Here is a 15,346-nt window from a genome sequence, read left to right on the forward strand (position 1 = left end):
CCTCCAGAATCTGCCGTCAACCGCTATTTTCATAAAACTGTCATATAGCTAAAAAAGCCCCAAAAACAAAAGGCCGACCCCATGGGTCGGCCTTCTTTACCCTTCTACTTACAAGCTAGGGAAAGCGAACTGCGAAGCTTCATGGCTCGCACGCTGCGGCCAGCGCTGGGTGATGGCCTTGCGGCGGGTGTAGAAGCGCACGCCATCCGGGCCGTAGGCATGCAGGTCGCCGAACAGCGAACGCTTCCAGCCACCAAAGCTGTGGTAAGCCACCGGCACCGGCAGCGGTACGTTGACGCCGACCATGCCGACTTCGATCTCGTCGCAGAACAAGCGAGCCGCTTCCCCGTCACGGGTGAAGATGCAGGTGCCGTTGCCATACTCGTGATCGTTGATCAGTTGCATCGCTTCTTCCAGGCTGTTGACCCGGACGACGCACAGCACTGGCCCGAAGATTTCTTCCTTATAGATGCGCATTTCTGGCGTGACGTTATCGAACAGGCAGCCACCCAGGAAGAAGCCTTCCTCGTGACCAGCAACTGTCAGGCCACGGCCATCGACCACCAGTGTCGCGCCGGCGGCTACGCCGTCTTCGACATAACCGCTGACTTTGTCCCGTGCCTGGCCAGTCACCAGTGGGCCCATGTCCAGACCGCAGGAAGTACCGGCACCGATTTTCAGCGCCTGGATCTGTGGTACCAGCTTGGCCACCAGTGCATCCGCCACCTGGTCACCGACGCACACGGCTACCGAGATCGCCATGCAACGCTCGCCGCACGAGCCGTAGGCCGCGCCCATCAGTGCGCTGACGGCGTTGTCCAGGTCCGCGTCCGGCATCAGCACGGCGTGGTTCTTCGCCCCGCCCAGAGCCTGCACGCGTTTGCCGCGCTTGGTGCCTTCGCTATAGATGTATTCGGCAATCGGCGTCGAACCCACGAAACTCAGCGCTTTGACTTCCGGCGCCTCGATCAATGCGTCCACCGCAGTCTTGTCGCCGTGCACCACGCTCAGCACGCCTTTAGGCAGACCAGCTTCCAGCAGCAACTGGGCGATCAGCAGCGTCGAGCTAGGGTCACGCTCGGACGGCTTGAGGATGAAGCAGTTGCCGCAAACGATCGCCAGGGGGTACATCCACAGCGGCACCATGGCCGGGAAGTTGAATGGAGTGATACCAGCCACCACGCCCAACGGCTGGAAGTCCGACCATGCATCGATGTTCGGGCCAACGTTGCGGCTGTATTCGCCCTTGAGGATTTCCGGCGCCGCGCAAGCGAACTCGACGTTCTCGATACCGCGCTTGAGCTCACCCGCTGCGTCTTCCAGCGTCTTGCCGTGCTCTTCGCTGATCAGCTGAGCGATACGCGCTTCGTTCTGCTCCAGCAGTTGCTTGAAACGGAACATGACCTGGGCGCGCTTGGCCGGCGGCGTGTTGCGCCAGGCAGGGAATGCAGCTTTGCCGGCATCAATGGCGCTCTGGATGGTTTCGCGGGTCGCCAGCGGCAACTTGTGGATCGCCTGGCCGGTGGACGGGTTGAACACATCAACCGCGCGACCGTTCTCGGTCACCAGTTCGCCATTGATCAAATGCGGAATAACGCTCATGGAAGCTCCTGAAAAGTTGTCCACAGGCGCGCCGAATCGGCGCGCCCGTTGTTTGTAGGTCTATAGAAGAAGAAATCAGTCGATCTTGCCCAGCACTTCACCGACAGCATCGAACAGACGATCCAGGTCCTGCGGCTTGCTGTTGAACGTTGGGCCGAACTGCAGGGTGTCGCCGCCGAAACGCACGTAGAAACCGGCTTTCCACAAGGCCATGCCCGCTTCGAACGGGCGCACGATGGCGTCGCCGTCACGTGGCGCGATCTGGATCGCACCCGCCAGGCCATAGTTACGGATGTCGATGATGTTCTTGGTGCCCTTGAGGCCATGCAGCGCATTTTCGAAATGCGGTGCGACTTCGGCGACGCTCTGTACCAGGTTTTCCTTTTGCAGCAGGTCGAGTGCTGCCAGGCCCGCGGCGCACGCCACCGGGTGTGCGGAATAGGTGTAGCCGTGGGGGAATTCCACCGCGTATTCAGGCGTCGGCTGATTCATGAAGGTCTGGTAGATCTCGGAGCTGGCAATCACCGCACCCATCGGGATCGCACCGTTGGTGACTTGCTTGGCGATGCACATCAAGTCCGGGGTCACGCCGAAGGTGGTGGCGCCGAACATGGTGCCGGTACGGCCGAAACCGGTGATCACTTCGTCGAACACCAGCAGGATGTTGTGCTGGTCACAGATTTCACGCAGACGCTTGAGGTAACCCTGTGGCGGAACCAGCACGCCAGCGGAACCGGCCAATGGCTCGACGAATACTGCCGCGATGTTCGACGCATCGTGCAGTTCGATCAGCTTGAGCAGTTCGTCAGCCAGGGCGATACCGCCCTGCTCCGGCATGCCACGGGAGTAAGCGTTGCTTGCCAGCAAAGTGTGCGGCAGGTGGTCGACGTCCATCATCGCCTGGCCGAACAGTTTGCGGTTGCCGTTCACGCCGCCGAGGCTGGTGCCGGCGATGTTCACACCGTGGTAGCCACGGGCACGGCCGATCATCTTGGTCTTGGTCGACTGGCCTTTGAGGCGCCAGTAAGCACGAACCATCTTCACCGCCGTGTCGGCGCACTCGGAACCCGAGTCGGTGAAGAACACGTGATTAAGGTTGCCCGGCGTCAGGTCGGTGATCTTTTCCGCCAGCTGGAAGGACAGCGGATGGCCGTATTGGAATCCTGGCGAGTAATCGAGAGTGCCGAGTTGCTTGGCGACCGCTTCCTGGATTTCCTTGCGAGTATGGCCCGCACCGCAGGTCCACAGCCCGGACAGCGAGTCATAGACTTTGCGGCCCTTGTCGTCGATCAGCCAGCTGCCTTCTGCGCCAACGATCAAGCGCGGATCGCGCTGGAAGTTACGGTTGGCGGTGTACGGCATCCAGTGAGCGTCGAGCTTGAGCTGGCTGGCCAGGGATGTCGGAGCGTTCTCGGGCAAGTTCATGGGCGAAACCTCGCAAGGCAATAAACGGCGTAGGGGTTAAAAAACCGTAGTTGCAGCTAAGTTGCCACGGGGATAAAGTCGGTGAAATCCAACTTTTGTAACCTTCAGTCAGCCCCCCACTAAACTATCGAGTAAGAGCATGAGCAGCCGCCGCCCCGATCCACTGGCGCAAGTCAGCGACTTCGATATCCGCCTGCTGCGGATCTTTCGCAGCGTGGTTGAATGCGGCGGCTTCTCCGCGGCTGAAAGCGTGCTTGGCATCGGTCGCTCGGCGATCAGCCAGCAGATGAGCGACCTGGAACAGCGCCTGGGTTTGCGTTTGTGCCAACGCGGTCGCGCCGGGTTTTCCCTGACCGAAGAAGGTCGCGAGGTTTATCAATCGGCGCTGCAGCTATTAAGTGCGCTGGAAAGTTTCCGCACCGAGGTCAACGGCCTGCACCAGCACCTGCGCGGTGAGTTGACCATCGGCCTGACCGACAACCTGGTCACCCTGCCGCACATGCGCATCACCCACGCCTTGGCGCAATTGAAGGAACGCGGCCCGGACGTGCAGATCCAGATCCGCATGATCGCGCCCAATGAAGTCGAACAAGGCGTACTCGACGGGCGCCTGCATGTCGGCGTGGTGCCCCAGGCCAGCGCGTTGTCGGGGCTGGAATATCAGCCGCTCTACAGCGAACGCTCATTGCTGTATTGCGCGGTTGGTCACCCTTTGTTTTATGTCGACGACAAGCAACTGGACGACGGGCGCCTGAATAGCCAGGACGCCATCGCCCCGACCTTTCGTTTGCCCGCGGATATCCAGGCGCATTACCAGGCACTCAACTGCACCGCCAGCGCGTCGGACCGCGAAGGCATGGCGTTCCTGATCCTGACCGGGCGCTACATCGGCTACCTGCCAGACCATTACGCGAGCCTCTGGGTGCAGCAGGGTCGCCTACGCGCGCTGAAACCCAAGACGCGGTTTTATGACTTGAGCCTGGCCTCGGTGACCCGCAAGGGACGTCGTCCGCACCTGGTGCTGGAAAGCTTCCTGGAAAGCCTGGCCGCGACGCGCTGACAGGGGTTTTATCGTACCGGGACTTGTCTGGAACCTGTGGGTGCGCTATCAACGTCATGGCCCGCAACCCCACTTGATCGGAAGTGCCCATGACCTTTGAAGTCCCAGCTCACAGCGGCAAACCCGCCAGCCGTATTCGTCAGAAAAACGAAGAGACCATCATCAAGGCCGCCGAGGACGAGTTCGCCCGTCACGGGTTCAAGGGCACCAGCATGAACACCATTGCCCTGAATGCCGGCTTGCCCAAAGCGAACCTGCATTATTACTTCACCAACAAACTCGGTTTGTATGTGGCGGTGCTGAGCAACATCATCGAGTTGTGGGACAGCACCTTCAATACCCTGACCGCCCAGGACGACCCGGCCGAAGCCCTGACCCGCTACATCCGCGCCAAGATGGAGTTTTCCCGGCGCCAGCCGCAAGCCTCTCGAATCTTCGCCATGGAGGTCATCAGTGGCGGCGAATGCCTGACCGAATATTTCAACCAGGACTATCGCGCCTGGTTCCAGGGCCGTGCCGCGGTATTCCAGGCATGGATTGACGCTGGCAAAATGGACCCGGTCGACCCGGTGCACCTGATTTTCCTGTTGTGGGGCAGCACCCAGCATTATGCCGACTTCGCCACCCAGATCTGCCGGGTCAGCGGACGCAGCAAGCTGACCAAGCAGGACATGGAAGACGCCGGCAATAACCTGATCCGTATCATTCTCAAAGGCTGCGGCCTGACACCTTCCCTCTAAGATCACTATGCCTTTTACCCTCAGCGACTTTTGCGAATACCGCGAAGAGATTCGCAAAAGCCGCTTCATCACCTTCGCCGCGCCAATCGCCAGCCCCGCCGAAGCCCAGGCCTTCATCGCCCAACACAGCGATCCGAATGCCACGCACAATTGCTGGGCATGGAAGCTCGGTGATCAATACCGCAGCACCGACGACGGTGAGCCCGGCGGCACAGCTGGCCGGCCGATTTTGGCGGCCATCGAAGCACAGGATTGCGATCAAGTCGTCGTACTGGTGATTCGCTGGTATGGCGGCATTCAACTGGGCACCGGTGGACTGGCCCGAGCCTATGGCGGCGGCGCCAACAAATGCCTGCAAGCGGCACCCAAGGTTGAGTTGATCAGTCGGGTGCCGGTGCGATGCGCTTGTGCGTTCGGTGAGCTGGCGTTGGTCAAGCTGCGGGTTGCGGAACTCGGTGGACTGGTGGTGCAGGAGGATTTCACGGCCAATGGCGTTGAACTGCAACTGGCGGTGGGCGCCGGGCAGATCCAGACGTTGCAATCTCAACTGGCTGATTTGAGTCGCGGGCGGATTGTGTTGGAGCGCTGAAAGGCTGCGATCTTTTGGGGCGCTGCACTTTTCCCCATATTCCATAGTTGCCCACATCTGCTGTGCACCCGGCTGTGGATAACCTGAGCACATACCGCTGTAACCCTTCTGTCATGCGGCTTTGCGGGCTTTGTTCATTTTTCGTCCATTTCACCTATAAAACTGCTAAATCCAAATAAAAACAATCAGTTAGGTTGGTTTAGCACTTTTAGAAGAAAGCCGCCTCACGCTTATGCCCGTCCCTTGGGCTTGCGCACAAATACTGTGGAGCAATCTGTGGATAACCCGTTCATGGCTGGCGCGGCTGCATATCGGGCATGGCTTGCGCTCGAGTGCTCATTTTTTGATCAAAAACCCCGCGCGCGAAACAAGAGCAGATCAACGGCGTTGCACTTATGTGGTGCCTGGCTCGCGATGACCTCCAGTTCGACAGCTAACTCAACGCCCTGACATACGGGCGCCAGGAAGATTTCCTGACCTGATGGCCAGAAAATTGCTTTATCCACAGGCATCCATTCAATCGAATCGAGCCTGTCATGCCCACTGCCGATCCAACGCCCCGTTTGCAACTGAGCAACATCAGTAAACGCTACCCCGGCTGCCTGGCCAACGATGCCATCGACCTGACTATCGCGCCTGGTGAGATCCACGCGTTGCTCGGCGAAAACGGTGCGGGCAAAAGTACCTTGATGAAAATCATCTACGGCGTCGTGCATGCCGACGCTGGCGAGATGTTCTGGCATGGACAGCCCGTGAACCTGCGCAACCCGGCCCAGGCCCGCGACTTGGGGATCGGCATGGTGTTCCAGCATTTCTCGCTGTTCGAAACCCTGAGTGTGGCGCAGAACATCGCACTGGCCATGGGGCCGGCGGCAGGCTCGCCCAATCAGCTTGAACGCAAGATAAGTGAAGTGTCGCAACGTTACGGCATGGCGCTGGAGCCGCAGCGACTGGTCCACAGCCTGTCCATCGGCGAACGGCAACGGGTGGAAATCATCCGCTGCCTGATGCAGGACATCCGCCTGCTGATTCTCGACGAACCGACCTCGGTGTTGACCCCCCAAGAAGCCGAAGACTTGTTCGTGACCCTGCGTCGACTGGCCGCCGAGGGCTGCAGCATTTTGTTCATCAGCCACAAACTCGCCGAAGTGCGTGCGTTGTGCCACAGCGCGACCGTGTTGCGTGACGGGCGAGTGGCCGGGCATTGCGTGCCGGCCGACTACTCGGATCGGCAACTGGCGCACCTGATGGTTGGCGAAGCGGCGGAGTTGATCGCCGATTACCCAAAGGTGGTGGGCACCGCTGTTTTCTTGAACATACAAGGTTTGTCCTGGCACAACCCGGACCCGTTCGGTTGCTCGCTCAAGGCCATCGACCTGGCCGTGTGCAGCGGTGAAATAGTCGGCATCGCCGGTGTCGCCGGCAATGGTCAGGATGAGCTGCTGGCATTGATCAGCGGCGAAGAACGGCTGGGCCGCAACGAGGCCGCGACCATCAGTTTCGGCGGCGAACCGGTCGCGCATCTACGTGCCGACGCCCGTCGCCAACGCGGACTGGCCTTCGTCCCGGCCGAACGACTGGGGCATGGCGCCGTGCCGGATTTGAGCCTGGCCGACAACGCCCTGCTCAGCGCCTTCCAGCAAGGGCTGGTGAGCAAGGGGCTGATCCAGCGCGGCAAGGTCCAGGCGCTGGCGCAAGCGATCATTGACCGCTTCGGGGTCAAGGCTTCCGGCACCCTGGCACCGGCCCGCAGTCTGTCCGGGGGCAACTTGCAGAAATTCATCCTGGGCAGGGAAATTCTTCAACAACCGAAATTGCTGGTGGCCGCGCACCCGACCTGGGGCGTGGATGTCGGCGCAGCCGCAACCATCCACCGAGCGCTGATTGCCCTGCGCGATGCCGGCGCGGCAATCCTGGTGATTTCCGAAGACCTCGACGAACTGTTCCAGATCAGCGACCGCCTCGGTGCTTTGTGCAGCGGCCGGTTATCGCCGCTCAAGGCTACCGTCGACACCCGCCTGACCGATGTCGGTGGCTGGATGGCCGGCCAGTTCGATGCCCCTCAATTGCCTGCCTGCGCAACACGTTAACGGAGTCTCACATGCTGCTTTCCCTTGAACCCCGCGGCCAGCAATCGAGCCTGATGCTGTGGTGCTCGCCGTTGTTGGCGGCAGTCCTGACCCTGGGCTGTGGCTCATTGTTGTTTATCGCACTGGGTCACGATCCGTTGCTAACTTTGCATACGCTGTTGATCGCGCCGATCAGCGACCTGTATGGCCTCTCCGAGTGGCTGGTCAAAGCACTGCCAATCCTGCTCTGTGCGTTGGGCCTGGCCGTTGCCTACCAGGCGCGGATCTGGAACATCGGCGCCGAAGGCCAACTGCTGCTCGGCGCCTTGGCTGGCAGCGCGTTGGCGGTGAACTTCATCGAGATGCAAAGCCGCTGGGCACTGGTCCTGATCCTGCTTGCCGGGACCCTGGCCGGCGCCGCGTGGGCGGGGCTGACGGCGTGGTTGCGCACGCGCTTCAACGCCAATGAAATCCTTACCAGCATCATGCTCAACTACATCGCCCTGAACCTGCTGCTGTTTTGCGTTCACGGCCCGTTGAAAGATCCGGAGGGGTTCAATTTTCCGCAGTCGGCGATGTTCGGCGACGCCAGCCGCTTGCCGCTGCTGATGGAGGACGGCCGGGTTCACACCGGCGTGTATTTCGCCCTGCTCGCCCTGGTGGCGGTGTGGGTGCTGTTGCACAAAAGCTTCGTCGGGTTCCAGATCAAGGTGCTGGGGCTGGACAAGCGCGCGGCCGGCTTCGTCGGTTTTCGCGAAAAGCGCCTGGTCTGGCTGGCGCTGTTGATCAGCGGAAGCCTGGCGGGCCTGGCGGGTGCGTGTGAGGTGACCGGGCCGATCGGCCAGTTGGTGCCGCAAGTGTCGCCGGGCTACGGCTATGCGGCGATCACCGTGGCGTTTCTCGGGCGGTTAAACCCCATCGGCATTGTGTTTTCCAGCTTGTTGATGGCGCTGCTGTACATCGGTGGCGAGAGCGCGCAGATGAGCTTGAACCTGCCGCAAGCGATCAGCCAATTGTTTCAGGGGATGATGCTGTTTTTCCTGCTGGCCTGTGATGTGCTGATTCTCTACCGACCCCGCCTGAACCTGCGCTGGGCACGCCGCGCACCCGCTACCACCGTACAACAAGTAGGTGCGCTGTGATGGATATCGATCTGCTGAGCAACATTTTCTACGCCATGGTTCGCTGCGGTACGCCGCTGCTGCTGGTGGCGCTGGGCGAACTGGTCTGCGAGAAAAGCGGCGTACTCAACCTGGGACAGGAAGGCATGATGCTGTTTGGCGCGGTGATGGGTTTCATCATCGCGTTCAGCACCGGCAACCTGTGGCTTGGCGTGTTGCTGGCGATGCTCGCCGGAATGCTGTTGTCATCGCTGTTTGCCCTGGTGGCGCTGGTGTTCAACGCCAACCAGGTGGCCACCGGGCTGGCCCTGACGATTTTCGGCGTGGGACTGTCGACCTTTGTCGGCGCGGCATGGGTCGGCAAACCGTTGGCGGGCTTCGAACCGGTGGCGCTGCCTTACCTGAGCGAGATACCGCTGATTGGACGTATGCTGTTCGCCCAGGATCTGCTGGTGTACCTGTCATTCGCACTGTTTGCGCTGGTGGCCTGGGTGACCCTGAAAACCCGTGTCGGGCTGATCATCCAGGCGGTCGGCGAAAACCCGGATGCCGCCAGTGCCATGGGCTTGCCGGTGTTGGCCGTGCGGGCCTTGGCGGTGTTGTTTGGCGGCGCGATGGCCGGGCTGGCCGGTGCGTACCTGTCGCTGGCCTACACACCGATGTGGGCGGAAAACATGAGCGCCGGCCGCGGCTGGATTGCCCTGGCACTGGTGGTGTTCGCCAGTTGGCGGGTATGGCGCTTGCTGTTGGGGGCTTACCTGTTCGGACTCGCCAGCATCCTGCACCTGGTGGCGCAGGGGCTGGGGCTGGCGATTCCATCGAGTTTGCTGGCGATGCTGCCATATGTGGCGACCATCGTGGTGCTGGTGCTGCTGTCCCGGGACAAGGTGCGCACGCGATTGTATGCGCCGGTTTCCTTGGGGCAGCCTTGGCAGGCTGGGCACTAAGCGTTGAATGGACGGGCCTCTTCGCGGGCAAGCCCGCTCCCACAGGGATCGCTGGCGTGGCAACAATTGATGTCACACAGCAGAACCCTGTGGGAGCGGGCTTGCCCGCGAAGGGGCCCGCACAGGCAACACTTGAGCAATGCCCCACGCCAACTCAAAGAACAGAAAAATCACCAGCAATGAACTTGCACCATGGGCCAGGGCATACAGCTGCCAAGCCGAAAACAGAAACCTGGCCACGGCGTCATACCGCCCATAAACCGGCTGCGGATCACGAATCCGCAGCACCGACCAGACGCAGACAATCGACCCCAGCAGATTCGCCATCAACATGTGCACCGGTTCGAACGGTGGCAACTCACCGGGCAAACTCAACGCCTGGCTCACCCCCGTCAAAACCCCGTGCAACGCGGCAAAACTCCAGGGTGTGACAAACGCGGCCGTCACAATCAGGTCGTACCAGGCACTGCCGCGAACCAGGCGGCGATACTGTGTTGAAGTCCACATCGACATTGCTCCATCAATTTCCGGGAGCAACCAGGCTAAAGCCTGGAGTATGCTCCAGGGTCAAGCCCTCGATGAGATGTGATGATGCGCATCGGTGAATTAGCCCAGGCCAGCGCCGTCAGCCGCGACACGCTGCGATTCTATGAGCAGCGCGGATTGATCGCCGCACAACGCAGCGCCAATGGTTATCGCGACTATCCGGCCGACATGGTGCAACTGGTGCAGTACATCAAGACCGCTCAACGGCTGGGCTTTACCCTCGGTGAGATCGGTCACAGTGTCGGGGCCATCTGGCAGTCGCCCGATCCGGACAGTGCCGTCACACGATTGCTGCAAGACAAGCTCAAACTGATCGAAGCGCGCATGGCCGAACTGGGCGCATTGCGCGATGAGTTGCAACAACGGCTTGGACAAGCTTGTCCATTGAATCCACGTCTCTGAACTTCAAGGAAGCCACACATGTCCAGAAACGCACTGATCATCGGTGCCTCCCGCGGCCTTGGCCTCGGCCTGGTGAAAACCCTGCTCGCCGACGGCTGGCAAGTCACCGCCACCGTGCGCAATCCGCAAAACGCCGAGGCGCTGAAAGCGCTGGGCCAGGTGCGGATCGAGAAACTCGACATGGACGATCAGCAAGCAGTGATCATGCTCAGTCAGCAACTCAAGGGTGAAGTGTTTGACCTGCTGTTCGTCAACGCCGGGGTAAAAGGTCCTGAGGTGCAGACGCCAGACGGTGGCGCAACCCTGGCCGAGGTCGGGCAACTGTTCTTCACCAACGCCGTAGCGCCGATCAACCTGGCGCAACGCTTCGTCGGGCAAATCCGCCCGGACGGCGGCGTGCTGGCCTTCATGAGTTCGGTATTGGGCAGCGTGACCATGCCTGACGCGCCGGAACTGGCGCTGTACAAGGCCAGCAAGGCTGCACTCAATTCCATGACCAACAGCTTCGTCACCCAGTTGGGCGAAACCCGCCTCACCGTGCTGTCGCTGCATCCGGGATGGGTGAAAACCGACATGGGCGGTGAAGGCGCTGACATCGATGTAGACACCAGCACCCGCGGGCTGGTTGACCAGGTGAATGCGTATGCCGGCAAAGGCGGGCATCACTTCATCAACTACAGGGGTGAAACCATTCCCTGGTAACACCACCCACACCTTTGTCGGGGAAGGCTTGCCCGCGAAGCCCTTTTGATCGACACTTCGCACCTCGCCTCCCCGGCGACCCTGGATCAGCAGACAGGGCAACACTGAGCTGGCAACCCTGAACCCAACTTTCAGAGGAGCCGGCCAACATGCCTGCGACCCGTACCTGGTTAAAAAATCCCCTCGCCATTTTCACGGCCAACGATCTCGATGCCCGTGGCGGCCTGGTGCTGCAAGACGGTGTGATCGTCGAAGTGCTTGGCCTCGGCCAACAGCCCTGCGCGCCTTGCAATGAAGTGTTTGACGCCCGCGAGCACGTGATCCTGCCGGGGCTGATCAACACCCATCACCACTTCTATCAAACCCTGACCCGCGCCTGGGCACCAGTGGTCAACCAGCCGTTGTTTCCGTGGCTGAAAACCCTGTACCCGGTCTGGGCACGCCTGACCCCGGAAAAACTCGCCTTGGCCACCAAAGTCGCGCTGGCCGAACTGCTGTTGTCCGGTTGCACCACGGCCGCCGACCACCACTACCTGTTCCCCGAAGGCCTGGAAAATGCGATCGACGTACAGGTCGAGAGCGTCCGCGAACTGGGCATGCGCGCCATGCTGACGCGCGGCTCCATGAGCCTGGGTGAAAAGGACGGTGGCCTGCCGCCGCAGCAAACCGTACAGGAAGGTGAAGTGATCCTGGCCGACAGCCAGCGCTTGATCGCCGAGTACCACGAACGTGGCGAAGGCGCGCAAATCCAGATCGCCCTGGCGCCTTGCTCACCTTTCTCCGTCACCCCGCAAATCATGTCCGCCAGCGCCGAACTGGCGAACAAACTCGACGTGCGCCTGCACACGCACCTGGCCGAAACCCTCGACGAAGAAGATTTCTGCCTGCAGCGCTTTGGCCTGCGCACCGTCGATTATCTGGACAGCGTCGGCTGGCTCGGCCCGCGCACCTGGCTGGCACACGGCATTCACTTCAACCCGGACGAAATCGCCCGCCTCGGCGCCGCCGGCACCGGCATTTGCCATTGCCCGAGCTCGAACATGCGCCTGGCTTCCGGTATCTGCCCGACCATCGAGCTGACCGATGCCGGCGCGTTGCTTGGTCTTGGCGTGGACGGCTCTGCCTCCAACGATGCGTCGAACATGATGCTCGAAACTCGCCAGGCGTTGTACATTCAGCGTCTGCGCTACGGTGCCGAGAAAATCACTCCAGAGCGCGTGCTGGGTTGGGCGACCAAAGGCTCGGCCAGTTTGCTCGGACGCAGCGACATCGGTGAAATCGCGGTGGGCAAGCAGGCTGACCTGGCGCTGTTCAAACTCGACGAGCTGCGTTTCTCCGGCAGCCACGATCCGGTATCGGCGCTGCTGTTGTGCGGCGCAGACCGCGCGGACCGGGTGATGGTCGGCGGCAAGTGGCGAGTGATCGACGGGCAGGTCGAGGGGCTGGATCTGAAGGGGTTGATTGCCGATCACAGCCAGGCGGCCCGGCAGCTGATCGCGGGCGTCTGATCGGACGCCTTCGCGGGCAAGCCCGCTCCCACAGGTTCAGCGCTAACCCTGTGGGAGCGGGCTTGCCCGCGATGCTTTTAAAGGCCAAGCAGCGACAACATGATGAACGTCGCAAACAACACAAAGTGAGTCATCCCTTCGATGGCGTTGGTTTCGCCATCGTTGAGGTTGATCGCACTGACGATCAGGGTGATGAAGATCATCACGGTTTGCACCGGGGTCATCGCCATCTGGAACGGCTGCCCGGTGTAGAGCGCCATGGCCTCCATCACCGGCACCGTCAGGATCACCGTCGACAGTGACGCTCCCAACGCGATGTTGACCACCGACTGCATGCGGTTGGCCAGAGCCGCGCGCAATGCCGTCAGAATCTCCGGTGCGGCCGAGACGGCCGCCACCAGAATCGCCGTGACCACCGGCGGAGCGCCCGTCCCTTCCAGCCCCAGGTCGAGGGTCTTGGACATCACTTCGGCCAAGGTGCCGATCACCACCACACCGAACACCAGGATGCCGATCGACAACGTCAGGCTGATGGGTGCCGGCTCCTGCTCCAGCGGTTCCTTCTTGCGGCGTTTTTCCGGATAGCTGTAGCTGAAAAAGTAACTGTGCGGCCCGACCTGCATCCGCAGGAACAAGGCGTAAAGCACCACCATCGCGCCAATGGTGAACGCAGAATAGAGCTTCCAGTCGCCTTCGGGAATGAACTCCGGTACCACCATCGATACGCCCATGGCGGTCAGGATCATCACGCTGTAGCTGCGCGCCGAATCATCGTTGTAGGACTGTTCGCCGTGCTTGAGCCCGCCCATCAACGCCGCCAGGCCGAGGATGCCGTTGATGTCGAGCATGACGGCTGAGTAAATCGTGTCGCGCACCAGCGTGGCCGACGCTTCGTTGCTCATCATGATCGCCAGGATCACCACTTCCACCAGCACGGCGGCCAAAGTCAGGATCATCGTGCCGTAGGGGTCGCCGACCTTTTCCGCGAGCAGTTCGGCCTGATGGGCGACACGCATGGAGGCGGCGACGATGAATGCGATCAACACCAGGCCGCCAGTCAGCGCGACTGCCTGGCCGCTGTGCAGCAACCAGTGTTCCAGTGGGAACGCGACGAGGGCGGCGATCAAGGCCAGCAGCAGAAAGGTTTCTTGCTTGAGGACGAAGAGCATGTCGGGCCTTTTACCGTTGATGAGCGGATAAGCGACTGACTGCGGCGCGGCGCTAACGTTTCGTTTCACCTTAGCGCACCAGTGGGTGGCAGCCGCGCAAGCCCATGCACTTTTATCGGCCTCAGGGCCTCATCGCGGGCAAGTCGAATCGTCGCACCGCCGCTCCCACAGGGGGCGCGTTGATCCTGTGGGAGCGGGCTTGCCCGCGATGGCCGTTACGCGGTTTCAGAATGTTTGTTGTCCTGTTGGTCAGCAATTTGCATTGCCCCTGCCAACCACAACAAAAGGGAGTTCGAATTCATGCAAATACGTCCACTGCACAAACTGCTGTGCGCCGCCATCGGTCTCGGGATCAGCCTGAGCGCCTCTGCCGCTGACCCACTGAAAGTAGGCTTCGTCTACATTGGCCCGATCGGCGACCACGGCTGGACGTATCAGCATGAACAGGGACGCAAGGCACTGGCGCAACAGCTTGGCGACCGGATCACCACCAACTATGTGGAAAACGTTGCCGAAGGCGCCGACGCCGAGCGAGTGATCCGCAACATGGCCAAGGACAAGTACGACCTGATCTTCACGACCTCGTTCGGCTACATGAACCCGACACTCAAGGTCGCCAAACAGTTTCCCGATGTGACGTTCGAACACGCCACCGGCTACAAGCAGGACAAGAACCTGGGCACCTACCTGGCGCGCACTTACGAAGGTCGCTACGTCGGCGGTTTCCTCGCGGCGAAGATGACCAAGAGCAAAAAAATCGGATACGTCGCCTCATTCCCGATCCCGGAAGTGATCCGCGACATCAACGCCATTCAACTGGCCCTGAACAAGTACAACCCGGGCACCGAAATCAAAGTGGTGTGGGTCAACTCCTGGTTCGATCCGGGCAAGGAAGCCGATGCCGCCAACGCGCTGATCGACCAGGGCGTGGACGTGGTGTTCCAGCACACCGACAGCCCGGCGCCGATCCAGGCCGCTGAGCGGCGCGGCGTGTATGCCGTGGGCTACGCTTCAGACATGGCGCACTTCGGCCCCAAGGCGGTGCTGACCTCCATCGTCAACGACTGGGCGCCGCATTACCTGCAAGCGACCCAAAGCGTGATCGACCACAGCTGGAAAACCCAGGATTACTGGGGTGGCCTGAAGGAAGGCACCGTTGAACTGCCGATCAGCGACCTGGTGCCGACGGCGGTGAAAACCGAAGCCGAGCAGATCATCGCCGACATCAAGAGCGGCGCGCTGCAGCCGTTTACCGGGCCGATCAAGGACCAGGCCGGGGCCGAAAAAATACCCGCGGGGGTGAGCGCGACGAATACGGAACTGGCATCGATGAATTATTACGTGGAAGGCATGAAGGCTGACATGCCGAAGTAATACACCGCCCCCTGTAGGAGCTGCCGCAGGCTGCGATCTTTTGATCTTGATCTGATGCAAAATCAAAAGATCGCAGCCTGCGGCAGGTCCTA

Annotated in this window: 14 protein-coding genes; 10 read left to right on the forward strand and 4 right to left on the reverse strand. The window is 60.9% G+C overall.

The annotated features are described in order from the left end of the window. Positions 1-108: 108 nt before the first annotated feature. On the reverse strand, positions 109-1,602 hold the full coding sequence (locus tag PMI35_RS06730; protein WP_008063919.1) for a CoA-acylating methylmalonate-semialdehyde dehydrogenase: 1,494 nt from the start codon (positions 1,600-1,602) through the stop codon (positions 109-111). Positions 1,603-1,677: 75 nt separating this feature from the next. Continuing rightward, the gene (locus PMI35_RS06725; protein WP_008063922.1) at positions 1,678-3,027 is read right to left on the reverse strand and encodes an aspartate aminotransferase family protein; all 1,350 of its coding nucleotides are present in this window, start codon (positions 3,025-3,027) and stop codon (positions 1,678-1,680) included. Positions 3,028-3,166: 139 nt separating this feature from the next. Between PMI35_RS06725 and PMI35_RS06720 the strand changes: the two genes are divergently transcribed. From PMI35_RS06720 to PMI35_RS06695, 6 genes are all read left to right on the forward strand, one after another. Beyond that, positions 3,167-4,087, forward strand: a complete 921-nt coding sequence (locus PMI35_RS06720) for a LysR family transcriptional regulator (protein WP_008063924.1) — start codon at positions 3,167-3,169, stop codon at positions 4,085-4,087. An 89-nt stretch (positions 4,088-4,176) separates the two neighbouring features. After that, positions 4,177-4,827, forward strand: coding sequence for a TetR/AcrR family transcriptional regulator (locus PMI35_RS06715; protein ID WP_008063926.1), 651 nt, complete (start codon positions 4,177-4,179; stop codon positions 4,825-4,827). Positions 4,828-4,834: 7 nt separating this feature from the next. Next, the gene (locus tag PMI35_RS06710; RefSeq protein WP_008063927.1) at positions 4,835-5,416 is read left to right on the forward strand and encodes an IMPACT family protein; all 582 of its coding nucleotides are present in this window, start codon (positions 4,835-4,837) and stop codon (positions 5,414-5,416) included. A gap of 536 nt (positions 5,417-5,952) precedes the next feature. Continuing rightward, positions 5,953-7,506 (forward strand): ABC transporter ATP-binding protein, encoded by a 1,554-nt coding sequence (locus PMI35_RS06705; RefSeq protein WP_008063928.1) that lies wholly within the window; start codon positions 5,953-5,955, stop codon positions 7,504-7,506. An 11-nt stretch (positions 7,507-7,517) separates the two neighbouring features. Beyond that, positions 7,518-8,627, forward strand: coding sequence for an ABC transporter permease (locus PMI35_RS06700; RefSeq protein ID WP_008063929.1), 1,110 nt, complete (start codon positions 7,518-7,520; stop codon positions 8,625-8,627). Next, positions 8,627-9,553, forward strand: coding sequence for an ABC transporter permease (locus PMI35_RS06695; protein ID WP_008063930.1), 927 nt, complete (start codon positions 8,627-8,629; stop codon positions 9,551-9,553). Before PMI35_RS06700 ends, PMI35_RS06695 begins: the two co-directional genes overlap by 1 nt. A gap of 72 nt (positions 9,554-9,625) precedes the next feature. Here PMI35_RS06695 and PMI35_RS06690 read toward each other — a convergent pair whose 3' ends face one another. Beyond that, positions 9,626-10,060 carry a hypothetical protein gene (locus PMI35_RS06690; RefSeq protein WP_008063931.1) on the reverse strand — a complete coding sequence of 145 codons (435 nt, stop codon included), beginning with the start codon at positions 10,058-10,060 and terminating at the stop codon, positions 9,626-9,628. Between the two features lie 84 nt (positions 10,061-10,144). Here PMI35_RS06690 and PMI35_RS06685 point away from each other — a divergent pair, with 84 nt between their 5' ends. The 3 genes from PMI35_RS06685 to PMI35_RS06675 all read left to right on the forward strand — a co-directional run bounded on the left by PMI35_RS06685 (position 10,145) and on the right by PMI35_RS06675 (position 12,711). Further along, on the forward strand, positions 10,145-10,501 hold the full coding sequence (locus PMI35_RS06685) for a MerR family transcriptional regulator (protein WP_032831955.1): 357 nt from the start codon (positions 10,145-10,147) through the stop codon (positions 10,499-10,501). A gap of 18 nt (positions 10,502-10,519) precedes the next feature. Then, positions 10,520-11,203, forward strand: coding sequence for an SDR family oxidoreductase (locus PMI35_RS06680; RefSeq protein WP_008063933.1), 684 nt, complete (start codon positions 10,520-10,522; stop codon positions 11,201-11,203). 149 nt (positions 11,204-11,352) lie between these two features. Then, positions 11,353-12,711 (forward strand): 8-oxoguanine deaminase, encoded by a 1,359-nt coding sequence (locus tag PMI35_RS06675; protein WP_008063934.1) that lies wholly within the window; start codon positions 11,353-11,355, stop codon positions 12,709-12,711. 77 nt (positions 12,712-12,788) lie between these two features. Here PMI35_RS06675 and PMI35_RS06670 read toward each other — a convergent pair whose 3' ends face one another. Continuing rightward, positions 12,789-13,880, reverse strand: a complete 1,092-nt coding sequence (locus PMI35_RS06670) for a calcium:proton antiporter (RefSeq protein WP_008063935.1) — start codon at positions 13,878-13,880, stop codon at positions 12,789-12,791. Positions 13,881-14,180: 300 nt separating this feature from the next. Here PMI35_RS06670 and PMI35_RS06665 point away from each other — a divergent pair, with 300 nt between their 5' ends. After that, a complete protein-coding gene (locus PMI35_RS06665) occupies positions 14,181-15,254 on the forward strand; it encodes a BMP family ABC transporter substrate-binding protein (RefSeq protein ID WP_008063936.1) in 1,074 nt (357 codons plus the stop codon). The last annotated feature ends 92 nt before the right edge of the window (positions 15,255-15,346 follow it).

Origin of the sequence: Pseudomonas sp. GM78, from assembly GCF_000282475.1 — a bacterium.
Classification (GTDB): domain Bacteria; phylum Pseudomonadota; class Gammaproteobacteria; order Pseudomonadales; family Pseudomonadaceae; genus Aquipseudomonas.

What these genes read in the sequence shown, in the direction of transcription:
- PMI35_RS06670 (WP_008063935.1), bottom strand. Translation starts at nt 13,880, where the DNA reads ATGCTCTTCGTCCTCAAGCAAGAAACCTTTCTGCTGCTGGCCTTGATC.
- PMI35_RS06715 (WP_008063926.1), top strand. Translation starts at nt 4,177, where the DNA reads ATGACCTTTGAAGTCCCAGCTCACAGCGGCAAACCCGCCAGCCGTATT.
- PMI35_RS06690 (WP_008063931.1), bottom strand. Translation starts at nt 10,060, where the DNA reads ATGTGGACTTCAACACAGTATCGCCGCCTGGTTCGCGGCAGTGCCTGG.
- PMI35_RS06665 (WP_008063936.1), top strand. Translation starts at nt 14,181, where the DNA reads ATGCAAATACGTCCACTGCACAAACTGCTGTGCGCCGCCATCGGTCTC.
- PMI35_RS06685 (WP_032831955.1), top strand. Translation starts at nt 10,145, where the DNA reads ATGCGCATCGGTGAATTAGCCCAGGCCAGCGCCGTCAGCCGCGACACG.
- PMI35_RS06700 (WP_008063929.1), top strand. Translation starts at nt 7,518, where the DNA reads ATGCTGCTTTCCCTTGAACCCCGCGGCCAGCAATCGAGCCTGATGCTG.
- PMI35_RS06720 (WP_008063924.1), top strand. Translation starts at nt 3,167, where the DNA reads ATGAGCAGCCGCCGCCCCGATCCACTGGCGCAAGTCAGCGACTTCGAT.
- PMI35_RS06705 (WP_008063928.1), top strand. Translation starts at nt 5,953, where the DNA reads ATGCCCACTGCCGATCCAACGCCCCGTTTGCAACTGAGCAACATCAGT.
- PMI35_RS06710 (WP_008063927.1), top strand. Translation starts at nt 4,835, where the DNA reads ATGCCTTTTACCCTCAGCGACTTTTGCGAATACCGCGAAGAGATTCGC.
- PMI35_RS06725 (WP_008063922.1), bottom strand. Translation starts at nt 3,027, where the DNA reads ATGAACTTGCCCGAGAACGCTCCGACATCCCTGGCCAGCCAGCTCAAG.
- PMI35_RS06695 (WP_008063930.1), top strand. Translation starts at nt 8,627, where the DNA reads ATGGATATCGATCTGCTGAGCAACATTTTCTACGCCATGGTTCGCTGC.
- PMI35_RS06675 (WP_008063934.1), top strand. Translation starts at nt 11,353, where the DNA reads ATGCCTGCGACCCGTACCTGGTTAAAAAATCCCCTCGCCATTTTCACG.
- PMI35_RS06730 (WP_008063919.1), bottom strand. Translation starts at nt 1,602, where the DNA reads ATGAGCGTTATTCCGCATTTGATCAATGGCGAACTGGTGACCGAGAAC.
- PMI35_RS06680 (WP_008063933.1), top strand. Translation starts at nt 10,520, where the DNA reads ATGTCCAGAAACGCACTGATCATCGGTGCCTCCCGCGGCCTTGGCCTC.